At 69.4% G+C, this 11,079-nt stretch carries 11 protein-coding genes; 5 read left to right on the top strand and 6 right to left on the bottom strand.

Annotation, left to right across the window (positions count from 1 at the left end; genetic code table 11):
* Positions 1 to 191: 191 nt before the first annotated feature.
* The 3 genes from VX037_RS20925 to VX037_RS20915 are packed head-to-tail and all read left to right on the top strand — an operon-like array spanning position 192 to position 3,566.
* Positions 192 to 1,439, top strand: coding sequence for a nitrite/sulfite reductase (locus VX037_RS20925; RefSeq protein ID WP_328715773.1), 1,248 nt, complete (start codon positions 192 to 194; stop codon positions 1,437 to 1,439).
* Positions 1,440 to 1,452: 13 nt separating this feature from the next.
* Entirely contained in the window at positions 1,453 to 2,076 is a 624-nt protein-coding gene (locus VX037_RS20920; RefSeq protein WP_328715772.1) for a precorrin-8X methylmutase, read from the top strand.
* A 2-nt stretch (positions 2,077 to 2,078) separates the two neighbouring features.
* A complete protein-coding gene (locus tag VX037_RS20915; RefSeq protein ID WP_235724797.1) occupies positions 2,079 to 3,566 on the top strand; it encodes a precorrin-2 C(20)-methyltransferase in 1,488 nt (495 codons plus the stop codon).
* Between the two features lie 125 nt (positions 3,567 to 3,691).
* Here VX037_RS20915 and VX037_RS20910 read toward each other — a convergent pair whose 3' ends face one another.
* The 4 genes from VX037_RS20910 to VX037_RS20895 are packed head-to-tail and all read right to left on the bottom strand — an operon-like array spanning position 3,692 to position 7,206.
* Positions 3,692 to 4,492: a cobalt-precorrin-6A reductase gene (locus VX037_RS20910; protein ID WP_266063445.1), complete on the bottom strand. Its 801-nt coding sequence runs from the start codon at positions 4,490 to 4,492 to the stop codon at positions 3,692 to 3,694.
* Complete coding sequence (locus VX037_RS20905; protein WP_328715771.1) at positions 4,485 to 5,252, bottom strand: cobalt-precorrin-4/precorrin-4 C(11)-methyltransferase; 768 nt, start codon at positions 5,250 to 5,252, stop codon at positions 4,485 to 4,487. Before VX037_RS20905 ends, VX037_RS20910 begins: the two co-directional genes overlap by 8 nt.
* Positions 5,249 to 6,460: a precorrin-6y C5,15-methyltransferase (decarboxylating) subunit CbiE gene (gene cbiE, locus VX037_RS20900; protein WP_328715770.1), complete on the bottom strand. Its 1,212-nt coding sequence runs from the start codon at positions 6,458 to 6,460 to the stop codon at positions 5,249 to 5,251. Before cbiE ends, VX037_RS20905 begins: the two co-directional genes overlap by 4 nt.
* A complete protein-coding gene (locus VX037_RS20895; protein WP_328715791.1) occupies positions 6,439 to 7,206 on the bottom strand; it encodes an SDR family NAD(P)-dependent oxidoreductase in 768 nt (255 codons plus the stop codon). Before VX037_RS20895 ends, cbiE begins: the two co-directional genes overlap by 22 nt.
* 37 nt (positions 7,207 to 7,243) lie before the next feature.
* On the opposite strand from VX037_RS20895, the gene VX037_RS20890 reads away from it, so the two are divergent.
* Positions 7,244 to 7,645 carry a PPOX class F420-dependent oxidoreductase gene (locus VX037_RS20890; RefSeq protein WP_328715769.1) on the top strand — a complete coding sequence of 134 codons (402 nt, stop codon included), beginning with the start codon at positions 7,244 to 7,246 and terminating at the stop codon, positions 7,643 to 7,645.
* A gap of 20 nt (positions 7,646 to 7,665) precedes the next feature.
* On the opposite strand, the gene VX037_RS20885 is transcribed toward VX037_RS20890, so the two are convergent.
* Entirely contained in the window at positions 7,666 to 8,778 is a 1,113-nt protein-coding gene (locus VX037_RS20885) for a M24 family metallopeptidase (RefSeq protein WP_328715768.1), read from the bottom strand.
* A gap of 95 nt (positions 8,779 to 8,873) precedes the next feature.
* On the opposite strand from VX037_RS20885, the gene VX037_RS20880 reads away from it, so the two are divergent.
* Entirely contained in the window at positions 8,874 to 9,860 is a 987-nt protein-coding gene (locus VX037_RS20880; RefSeq protein ID WP_328715790.1) for a 5'-3' exonuclease, read from the top strand.
* 82 nt (positions 9,861 to 9,942) lie between these two features.
* Here VX037_RS20880 and VX037_RS20875 read toward each other — a convergent pair whose 3' ends face one another.
* A complete protein-coding gene (locus VX037_RS20875) occupies positions 9,943 to 10,896 on the bottom strand; it encodes a DUF4333 domain-containing protein (RefSeq protein ID WP_328715767.1) in 954 nt (317 codons plus the stop codon).
* Between the last annotated feature and the right edge of the window lie 183 nt (positions 10,897 to 11,079).

Here is an 11,079-nt window from a genome sequence, read left to right as displayed (position 1 = left end):
CGGTGCGTCGTGGAGCCCGGATTCGGGCTCTGTGGGGTGTTGGCGTGTGGTGCGGCGAGGGGGTAGGTCTGACTCCGGCCTTCCGGCCGTCACAGTGGCGCGACCGTGCCGGACTCCCACCGGCTTCTGCCGCCCTCGATGCGTTCAGCCTAGGACAGTGACCCGCAGTGCAGGCGCCTACCCTGGAGGATGTGCCCGAAGCCGACCGTCGTACCGCCGCCGACCGCTGCCCAGGGGTGTTCGACACCCACTCGGCGGCAGATGGCGCCGTCGCCCGGATCCGGCTACCGGGTGGACGGCTGCGTCCCGACCAGTTGCAGCGACTCGCACATTCCGCAGCCGAGTTCGGTGATGGTTTTCTCGAGCTCACCGCGCGCGCGAACCTGCAGATCCGGGGCATCAACGATGTCGACGGCGTGGCCGGCGAGGTCGTCGCGGCGGGTCTGGCACCCAGTGGTGCCCATGACAAGATCCGCAACATCGCCCTGAGCCCATTGACGGGCCGGATCGGCGGGTTGGTGGACGCTGCGCCGATCGCCGACGCACTCGATGCGCGACTGCGGGCCGACGCATGGGCGACGAGCCTCTCGGGTCGTTTCCTGTTCGGCGTCGACGACGGCCGCGGCGACGTCGCCGGGCGTCGGCCCGACGTCTGCGCGGTGGTGCGCGAAACTGCGACACCGGACGCCGGAGGTGACGTCGGCCCGCACCTACCGGCTGCAGATCAAAGCCCTACAGATCCGAACCCTGCCGACCCGAACCCTGCCGACCTGATCGGGGCGGACCTGGTCGTGGGCGGCGTACCGGTCGGTTCGGCACGCGGCATCGATCCCATCGTGGCGGCGATGTGTGAGATCGCGCTCGACATGCGTGACATCGATCCGAACGCCTGGCGGGTCGGTGACCTCGCCGTAGATGAGCGCACTCGCCTCGAGAGCCGGGCGCGTGCCCGTTTGGCTCCGCCCGTCGGTGGCTCATTCGACCACGAACCGGCGGCGCCAGTCGTCGGATGGTTCGACCAGGACGACGGTCAGGTCCTGTTGGGCGCAGTGGTGGAACTGGGTCGATTGCCGGCCCGATTGGCCGAATTCCTGGCCGCCGTCGACGCCCCGATCGTGCTCACCCCCGATCGCGAGATCCTGTTGTGTGATCTCGGTGAGGGGGTCGCGGAGACGGTGGTCCGCGTGCTCGCGCCGATGGGGTTGATCTTCGACGCGTCCTCGCCGTGGGTGCGGGTGACCTGCTGTGTGGGTTCGCCGGGTTGCGCGAAGTCGCACGCCCCGGTGCGAGATGACCTACTGGCCCGAGTGCGGTCCGGCGACCCCGTCGACGACCGCGAGCACTGGGTGGGTTGCCCGCGTGGCTGCGGTTCGCCCACCGGGCCGCACGAGTACGTTCAGGCCGGTCCCGACGGCGAGTACCGCTCCGCCCGTCGATAGGCTCTAGCGCACCATGACCGACTACCTGCGTGACGGCCCCGCGATCTATCGCCAGTCCTTTGCCACCATTCGTGCGGAGTCTGATCTGTCCGCGTTCTCCCCCGACGTGGCGGGCGTGGTGGTCCGGATGATCCATGCCTGCGGCCAGACCGACCTCACCGACAACGTGGTCGCGACCGACGGCGTGGTCCGCGCAGCGCGAACGGCGTTGCGCGGTGGGGCGCCCATCCTCTGCGACGCATCGATGGTCGCCTCCGGGATCACCCGCAAGCGTCTGCCCGCCGACAACGACGTTCGGTGCCATCTGTCCGAACCGACGCTGCCGAGCCTCGCCGAACAGCTCGGAACCACCCGAACCGCAGCCGCCCTGGAGTTCTGGCGGCCCAGCCTGGCGGGCGCGGTGGTTGCGATCGGCAATGCGCCCACCGCACTGTTCGCATTGCTCGACATGATCGACGCCGGTGCGCCCCGGCCGGCCGCGATCGTGGGTGCGCCGGTCGGATTCGTCGGCGCCGCAGAATCCTGCGGGGCGCTGGCAGCGCGCGAGGACCTCGAATTCATCACGGTGACCGGCCGGCGCGGTGGCTCGGCCATCACCGCCGCGGCGGTCAATGCGCTCGCGAGTCCCGAGGAGTGACGATGAGCGGAAAACTCTGGGGCATCGGACTGGGCCCCGGCGACAGCGAACTGGTGACCGTCAAGGCCGCCCGGGTGATCGAATCCGCGGATGTCGTCGCCTATCACTGCGCACGTCACGGCAACAGCATCGCCCGCTCGGTGGCGCAGCCCTATCTGCGTGACGGGCAGCTCGAGGAACGTCTGATGTACCCGGTGACCACCGAGGGCACGGACCATCCCGGCGGCTATGACGGGGCGCTGCGCGACTTCTACACGGCCAGTGCCGAACGACTCGCCGGCCACCTGCGGGCCGGCCGTGATGTGGTCCTCCTCGCCGAGGGGGATCCGTTGTTCTTCAGTTCGTACATGCATATGCACAAGCGGCTCGCCGGTGAGTTCGACGCGGAGATCATCCCCGGCGTGACCTCGGTCAGTGCCTCGTCGGCCGCGGTGGGCATCCCGTTGGTGGAGGGCGAGGAGACGCTGACCGTGGTGCCGGGCACGCTGGGTTCGCAGGCGCTGATCTCCCGGTTCCGCACGGCCGAGGCGATCGCGGTGATGAAGCTGGGCCGGACGTTCACGCGGGTGCGCGATGCCCTCGAGTCGGCCGGTCGGCTCGACGAGGCGTGGTACGTCGAACGTGCCTCCACCCGGGTGCAACGTGTACTTCCGGTCTCGGAGGTGAACCCTGAAGAGGTGCCGTACTTCTCGATGATCGTGGTGCCCGGGCCACGCAACAACCCACGCCACGACGAAGCCTCGGGGCGCGGTGAGGTCGTGGTGGTGGGACTCGGTCCCGGCGCCGACGAACACACCACACCGGCAGTGCAGGTGGAACTGGCGCTGGCAACCGACCTCGTCGGATACAAGACCTATCTCGCGCGGGTCACCCCGCGACCGGGCCAGCGGATTCACGCCAGCGACAACCGGGTGGAAGCCGAACGCGCGGAATTCGCGCTCGATCTCGCCGCCCGCGGCGCGCGCGTTGCCGTGGTGTCCTCGGGCGATCCCGGGGTGTTCGCGATGGCCAGCGCCGTCGCGGAGGTCGCGGCCGAGTCCCGCTGGCATGACGTGCCGGTCCGCGTCCAACCAGGTGTCACGGCCGCGAACGCGGTCGCGGCGGCGGTGGGCGCCCCGCTCGGTCATGACTACGCGGTGATCTCCCTGTCCGATCGCCTCAAACCGTGGGACATGATCGAGCATCGGCTTCGTGCTGCGGTGGGTGCCGACCTCGTGGTGGCGATCTACAACCCCGGTTCGGCCGCCCGCACCTGGCAGGTCGCTCGGCTGCGCGAGGTGCTGCGGGAAATGGTGTCCGATGACCGGGTCGTGGTACTCGGACGCGACGTCGGCGGGCCGGAGGAATCGTTGTGCACCACCACGGTCGGAGCACTCGACCCGGCGGTCGTCGACATGCGCACGTTGCTGATCATCGGGTCGCCGGCCACCACGGTGGTCAGCCGCTCCGGTGGCGATCTGACCTACACCCCACGGCGCCACGACGCCTGACCCACCTCGCCCCGCTCCTGCCTCGTCGAGTGGGTGCCGTTTTCCGTTGACTGGGCGCTGTTTTCCGTCGACTGGGTATACACGCAATTGCAGACGGCTTGTCGCCGACCGTCCGCGGAGCGGGATCATGCATTCAGGTGCGCGATCCACTCCTTGGCCGCCGCCGCAGTGTGCACCGCGGTGCCCAGAGCCGGTTCGGGTGGCCGCTGCACCATCACCACCGGCACACCGAGCTCGGCGGCCGCGGTGAGCTTCGCTCGGGTCAGATCTCCTCCGCTGTTCTTGGTGACCAGGACGTCGATCGAATTCTCGCGCAACAACGTCAGCTCGCCGCTCAGGTCGTAGGGGCCCCGCGACCGGACAATCTGATGGCGCGGCGGAAGTGGGCAGGTCGGCGGATCGACCACCCGGATGAGAAACCAGGCGTCGGCATTGTCGGCGAATACGCCCACGTCCTGACGTCCGGTGGTGAGCAAGACCCGAAGACGCCGCCCAGCCGAGTCCATCCCAGACGGGTCCACCCCCGCGAGATGGGCGACTGTGCGGTCGGCGACCGCGCGTGCGGCTTCGCCGATGTCGGCCACCTGCTCCCACCGGTCACTCTCGGATGGCTGCCATGCCGGCCGGCGCAGCCGCAGCAACGGTGTGCCCAGTTGTTCGGCAGCACCCGCCGCATGCTCGGACATGGTCCGGGCGAACGGATGCGTGGCATCGACGACGGCGGCGACGTCGTGCTCACGTAGCCATCCGACGAGGCCCTCGACTCCGCCGAACCCGCCGATCCGCACCGGCCCGACCGGAAGCCGCGGGTCACGCACCCGACCCGCCAGGGAACTCACGACCGGGATGCCGGCGGCGTGCAGGTCCGCGGCGAGCGAACGCGCCTCGGCGGTCCCGCCCAGAAGCAGGACGGGCCGGTCAGCCATCGGTACGCAGCTTGGTCATCCGGGCTTGTGAGTAGAGGTAGCTCTCGCTGAGGCCAGGCTGCGAGTCCGGGTCGAGGATGTTGCCGACGAAGATCACCGCGGTCCGCCGGATCCCCGCGGCCGCCAGCGCATCCGGCAACTCGTCGAGCGGGCACCGCACGATCTGCTGGTCCGGGCGGCCGGCGAAGGCCACGGTGGCCGTGGGACAGTGCTTGCCGTAGTGGACAGCCAGGATATCGGCGATCTCCGTTGCACGGTGCGCGGCGAGATGCAGAGCCAGGGTGACGCCGGTTGCCGCGAGGCGGTCGAGTTCCTCCCCCGGTGGCATGTCGGTCGACAATGTCGACACCCGCGTGATGAGCAGGCTCTGGCCCACCCCCGGGACGGTGAGTTCGGCGTCGAGGGCTGCCGCGGCGGCGGCGAAAGCGGGTACGCCGGGCACGACCTCCACGGGTATCCGGTGCGCGGCGAGCGCACGTCGCTGCTCGGTCATCGCCGAATACAACGACGGGTCGCCGGAGTGTAGACGGGCGACGTCGTGACCGGCTGTGTGCGCGTCGACGATGTGGGACACGATCTGTGACAGGGGCATTCGTGCGGTGTCGATGAGGTCGGCGCCCGGTGGGCACCGGTCGAGCAGTTCGGTGGGGACCAACGAACCGGCATACAGGCAGGTCTGACACCGGCCGAGGACTTCCGCGCCGCGGACCGTGATGAGATCGGCGGCGCCGGGACCGGCGCCGATGACGTAGAGGGTCACGGGCGGTCCACCACCCACTGCACGATCGGCAGGGCGGGCCGCCAAGTGGTCATCGAGCCCAGTGCCGCGGCCGTCTCCACCATGTGGCGTCGCAGCGATCCACCATGTCGCGCATACCATTCGGTGAGCAGCGTTTGATTTTCCAGCGTCACAGCATTGGCGACGAGCCGCCCCCCGCTCGGGGCCAGTTCCCACACTGCGGTGAGCAGGTCGTCGTCGAGTCCGCCGCCGATGAAGACGACATCGGGCTCCGGGGCGGTGGCGCAGTCCGATGGCGCGGCACCACGGACCGTGAGCCGCTCGTGCACACCGTGCCGGACGGCGTTGTCGTGAAGTCGCTGTCGGCGTTCGGCATCGATCTCGAAGGCCATCGCTCGCCCGGTCGGTTCGGCCCTGAGCCATTCGATGGCCACGCTGCCCGACCCTGAACCGATATCCCACAGCAGTTGTCGCCGACTGGGTGCGAGGGCCGAGACGGTGAGGGCGCGGATGGGTTGTTTGGTGATCTGACCGTCGTGGTCGTAGCCGTCGTCGGGTCGCCCGGGAGCCCGCGACCGGTGGGGGCCGACGCAGCCGATCGCGATGATGTTCAGGCGATCTCCGGGCGGTTCGACCCACGTGCGGGCGACGCCACGCATGACTCGCTCGTCGGGTCCGCCGAGCTGCTCCAGAACTGTCATCGATGACCAGCCGAAGCCGTTGGCGGTCAACAGTTTCGCCACCTCGTGCGGGGTGGTGTCGTCTCGGCTGAGGATGAGTAGTTCTCGATCGTCGTCGAGTTCGGCGCTCAGGGTCGCCACGTCGTGGGTGACGAGGCTGACCACCTGCACGTCGGTCAGATCCCAGCCCAGCCGTGCGCAGGCGAGCGCGGCACTCGACACCGTGGGCAGCACCCGGACACGATCGGAGCCGACAGCGCGCACGAGGGTGGTGCCCACGCCGTGAAACATCGGATCGCCGCTGGCCAGGATATGCCGCACACCGTCGTCTTCGTCGGTGATCAACCGGTTCAGGTGGGTGCTCATCGGCGATGTCCACGCCTCGGTACGCGCCGGCAGGTCGGGTAACAGGTCCAGCTGTCGGTGCGACCCGATGATGATCTCGGCGCCGGCGAGTTCGTCGCGCGCGCGGCGTCCGAGGCCCTCCCATCCGTCGGCGCCGATGCCGACCACCACAAACGTGCCGGTCACCGGGGCAGCCTCCGCCATATCGCGCGCGGCAACAGTCGCATGCCCACGAACACCGGACGCAGGATCGCCGGAATCCACACTTCCCCGCGGCCGCGCCGATAGGCGCGGGCGACGTCGACGGCCACCCGTTCGGCGTCGACCGAGAACGGTGCCGGCTTGACGCCGGCGGCCATCAAGTCCTTGGTCATCTCCCCGATGACGAAGCCCGGCCGGGCCAACAGCAGGCGGGCACCGCTACCGTGTAGCGCATCTGCCAGCCCGCTCGCGAAGCCGTCGAGCCCCGCCTTGGTGGATCCGTACACGTAGTTGGCTCGGCGAGTACGGATTCCGGCGACCGACGAGAACACGATGAGCGTCCCGGAGGCCTGCGCTCGTAGCACCTGAGCGAGGGGGGTGAGCACGCTGATCTGCGCGAAGTAGTCGGTGTGCGCGATCTGCAGCGCGTGCGCGGTGTCGGTCTCCGCACGTGCCTGGTCTCCGAGGATGCCGAACGCGATGATCGCGGCCTCGATGGGTCCGTAACGGGCGGCGATCTCACGGACGAGCTCCGGATGCGTGTCGGTGTCGTCGGCGTCGAAGGCGACGGTGTGCACGGCGGTGGCGCCGGCAGCGATCAGTTGCGCTTTCTGGGGCTCCAGATCGTCGGGTCGGCGGGCGGCGAGCACGATCTGCCGGCCGGCACCGAGTTCGCGGGCCAGTGCCACCCCGATCTCACTGCGGCCACCGAACAGGACGATCGTCGCGGGCGTCGGAGTCGGGGCCATGGCTGCCAGTATCGCATCGCCCGCTAGCGTGGCAGCCATGACCCGCTCCGCCGCAGACCTGGGAACCGTCGCCACCGAGTTCCTCGCCGAACGTCACCTCGCGACGTTGGCGACGCTGCGCGCCGACGGTTCGCCGCATGTGGTGGCGGTGGGATTCACCTGGGACGGCGAGCACGGGCTGGCGCGTGTCATCACCTCTGACGGCAACCAGAAGGTGCGCAACGTCGAACGCCGCGGTCGGGCCGCGGTGACCAACATCGAAGGGCCGCGGTGGCTGACGTTGGAGGGCGAGGCGGTGGTTCGACGCGAGCCGGATCGCGTTCGGGAGGCCGAGCGCCGCTATGCCGAACGTTATCGCGAGCCAAAGCCCAATCCGCGCCGCGTGGTCATCGAGATCACGGTGACGAAGGTGCTGGGTTCCTCGCGGATGTTCGCGTGATGTGACCGCTTTCGCGAGCCTCACAGCACCTGGAGGTCGTGCGGCCGGGTGTTCATCAGTTCGCAGCCGTCCTCGGTCACCACGACGATGTCCTCGATGCGCGCTCCCCAGCGTCCGTCGAAATAGATTCCCGGCTCGACGCTGAACGCCATCCCGGCCCGCAGTTCGATGTCGTTGCCGCGCACGATGTACGGCTCCTCGTGCACCGACAACCCGATCCCGTGGCCCGTCCGGTGGATGAAGGCGTCGCCGAGACCGTGGTCGCGCAGATGGTCGCGGGCCACGGCATCGATCGCCTCGGCGGCGAGGCCGGGCCGCACCGCCTCGACCGCCTTGCGCTGGGCCTCCTGAAGCGCCGCGTACGCCTCCGCCACATCGGCGGCGGGTGTGCGGAAACAGTAGGTGCGGGTGGAGTCCGAGTTGTAGCCCGGGTCGACCGGTCCGCCGATGTCGATGACCACGATGTCGTCACCCTCGATCACCCGGTCGGAGAACTCGTGGTGCGGATCGGCGCCGTGCGGCCCCGAACCGACGATGATGAACGCCGCCTCGGTGTGCCCCTCGTCGAGGATCGCGGCGCGGATGTCGTCGGCGACGGCGCGTTCGGTGCGCCCGGGAACGAGCCACTCCCCCATGCGGGCGTGCACCCGGTCGATGGCTGCGCCCGCGTGTCGCAACGCGTCGATCTCGCTGGTGTCCTTGGTCATCCGGAGTTCTCGGAGCACGTCAGTGGCCAGGGCGGGTGTGGCGCCGGTGCGAGCGGCAATGGGCACGACATGCAATGCCGGCATGGTGTCGCAGACCGCGACGCGCGCGGTGCCGGGTAGTCCGTCCAGTGCCATCGCATACGGATCCTCGCCGTCGACCCAGGCGGCCATCTCGATGTCGAGGTCGGCCAGCGCCGAGTCCCGTACCGATGCCAACTCGAGTCGCGCCACAACGAGTCGCGGGTCCGCATCGGCCGGCACCACCAGTGCGGTGAGACGTTCGAAGGTGTCGGCGCGCGAACCGGTGAGATAGCGCAGATCCGGTCCGGTGGACACGACCAGCGCATCGAGACCGGCGGCCCGGGTGAGGGTGCGGGCGCGCTCGAGCCGGTGTCGGTACACATCCGAAGCAAAGCGGTAGGCCATGGGCGCAGCCTACCGGCGCCGGTCGATGTCACGTCATGCGTGCCGGGCCACGGCGCAGCCGACCATGACAGAGTTGGAGGATGTCTGGTTCTCTGATGCTCCTCGACGGCGCGAGTCTGTGGTTCCGGTCCTACTTCGCCCTGCCGGAGAAGATGACGTCACCCGACGGTCGGCCGGTGAACGCCGTCCGCGGATTCGTGGACACCATCGCCGCGCTGGTCACGCGGGAGCAACCCACACGGCTCGTGGTGTGTCTGGATCTGGATTGGCGTCCGGCGTTCCGTACCGACCTGATCCCGTCCTACAAGGCGCACCGGGTCGCCGAGGAGGCGCCGCACACCGCGGATGCAACCGAGGACGGGCCCACCGGTGAACGAACCGTCGACATCGAGGAGGTCCCAGACACCCTCACACCGCAGGTCGACATGATCCTCGACGTACTGCGCTGCGCCGGCATCGCGACCTCGGGGGCGCTCGGTTGCGAGGCCGACGATGTGATCGGGACCCTCGCCTACGACGAGTCGGTGGACCCTGTGGTCGTGGTCAGTGGTGACCGCGACCTGTTGCAGGTGGTCGCCGACGACCCGGTCGCGGTTCGGGTGCTCTATGTGGGACGCGGTCTGTCGAAGGCGGAGATGATGGGCCCCGTCGAGGTGGCCGAGAAATACTCCCTGCCCGTCGATCGGGCGGGTACGGCCTATGCCGAGATGTCGATGCTGCGCGGAGACCCGTCCGATGGGCTCCCGGGGGTCAGCGGGATCGGCGAGAAGACCGCAGCAAAGCTCATCACGGAGTTCGGTTCGCTCGATGCGCTGGAGGCCGCGGTCGGCGACTCGACGTCGTCGTTGACGCCACGAAATCGCAAGGCGTTGACGGCCGCGACGGAATATCTCCGAGCCGCCCGGACCGTGGTCCTGGTGCGGACCGACGCGGAGACCATCGACAGCGGTGCCGACAGCCTGCCCACCGAACCGGCCGACGCGAACGGACTGGCCGATCTCGTCGACGAACTCGGCATCGGCGCCTCGGTGTCGAGGTTGGCCAAGGCACTCGGGTGGCCGACCACGCCGCGTGCGACATGAAGGCGAACCGTGCCCGGCGTGAAGATCTCGCCGAACCCCACCGGGGACCGACGGATCGTACCGTCGGCCATGTGGATTCCGTTCAGTTCGTGGGCCGCGACACCTCGTATGTCCCGTCATCGTCGAGGAATGTGACCGTGACGGTCTGCTCCTGCCCGCCGACCGTCGCGGTGCAGTCGAAGGAACTGCCCTCCTCGACGCGCTGACCCGACGGACACGAGACGGCAGACACGTCGCTGGCCTGATAGTCCTCGGTCAACACCTGTCGGACGCCGTCCTGGACGGCGTCCTGCGAGATCGTCTTGGGAGCCCAGCCGGGGATCACGAAAGCCGTGAACAACAGGATCGCGGCGATGAGCACCACGGCGCCACCGCCGATGAGCAGGACGGTGCGCCGGCCGTGCGTGGCGCGCGGAGTGGCCATGGCACTGAACTGATCACCCCCGAACTGGCCGCCGGCCTGGGTCGGCTGTTCGGCGGTGGTCGGGTACCCCGCATGGCCGCCGGGCTGCACGGTTCCGTACTGGGGTGCGCCATACTGCGGGCTCTCGGGCTGGGGTGCGCCGTACTGCGGGCTGCCGTACTGGGGTGCGCCGTACTGCGAGCCCCCGTACTGGGGTGCGCCATACTGCGAGCCCCCGTACTGGGGTGCGCCGTACTGCGGGCTGCCGTACTGGGGTGCGCCATACTGCGAGCCCCCGTACTGCGGACCCCCGTATTGCGGAGCGGCATACTGCGGACCCCCGTACTGCGGAGCGGCATACTGCGGGCCGCCGGGCTGCTCACTTCCGTACTGGGGAGCACCGTATTGACCCGGAGGTGCGGTCTGGCCGCCGGCCCCGTAGGGAGGGTATGTCCCGGGGGCTCCTGAGGCGTCCTGCGCCGGGGCGTCGTGGCCACCAGGGGTGTTCGCTGCGCCCGGTGCCGGTGCCGTGGGGCCGTCTGGCGCAGCCGAGGCGGTCGCGTCGTCGGGCACCAGACCATGGGGGTCCGACGTCTGTCGGTCCGGTCGACTCGGATCGTTCGGCTCGCTCATGTTCGATCTCCCGCTCCGCCCGCGACAAGGGCACCACAACGCCAGGACACCGGTCCGCCGAAGCGGGCCGCAACCGTGTTCCCGCAGCACTGTTCCCGCAGCTCACCGGATCCGCGCCGGAACGGTCCGCCCCGCTTCACGACCGCGACGTGAACGTTACCCCACGCCGGGGGCGGGATCACT

This window comes from Gordonia sp. Z-3 (assembly GCF_036233855.1).
Taxonomy (GTDB): domain Bacteria; phylum Actinomycetota; class Actinomycetes; order Mycobacteriales; family Mycobacteriaceae; genus Gordonia; species Gordonia tangerina.
Note: the sequence above shows the minus strand (reverse complement) of the source record. Positions and strands in the feature narration are given on the sequence as shown.

Excerpts from the sequence above, each read along its gene's own strand:
- VX037_RS20895 (WP_328715791.1), bottom strand. The coding sequence starts at position 7,206 with ATGGCCCCGACTCCGACGCCCGCGACGATCGTCCTGTTCGGTGGCCGC.
- VX037_RS20875 (WP_328715767.1), bottom strand. The coding sequence starts at position 10,896 with ATGAGCGAGCCGAACGATCCGAGTCGACCGGACCGACAGACGTCGGAC.
- VX037_RS20890 (WP_328715769.1), top strand. The coding sequence starts at position 7,244 with ATGACCCGCTCCGCCGCAGACCTGGGAACCGTCGCCACCGAGTTCCTC.
- cbiE (WP_328715770.1), bottom strand. The coding sequence starts at position 6,460 with ATGGCGGAGGCTGCCCCGGTGACCGGCACGTTTGTGGTGGTCGGCATC.
- VX037_RS20920 (WP_328715772.1), top strand. The coding sequence starts at position 1,453 with ATGACCGACTACCTGCGTGACGGCCCCGCGATCTATCGCCAGTCCTTT.
- VX037_RS20915 (WP_235724797.1), top strand. The coding sequence starts at position 2,079 with ATGAGCGGAAAACTCTGGGGCATCGGACTGGGCCCCGGCGACAGCGAA.
- VX037_RS20910 (WP_266063445.1), bottom strand. The coding sequence starts at position 4,492 with ATGGCTGACCGGCCCGTCCTGCTTCTGGGCGGGACCGCCGAGGCGCGT.
- VX037_RS20885 (WP_328715768.1), bottom strand. The coding sequence starts at position 8,778 with ATGGCCTACCGCTTTGCTTCGGATGTGTACCGACACCGGCTCGAGCGC.
- VX037_RS20880 (WP_328715790.1), top strand. The coding sequence starts at position 8,874 with ATGCTCCTCGACGGCGCGAGTCTGTGGTTCCGGTCCTACTTCGCCCTG.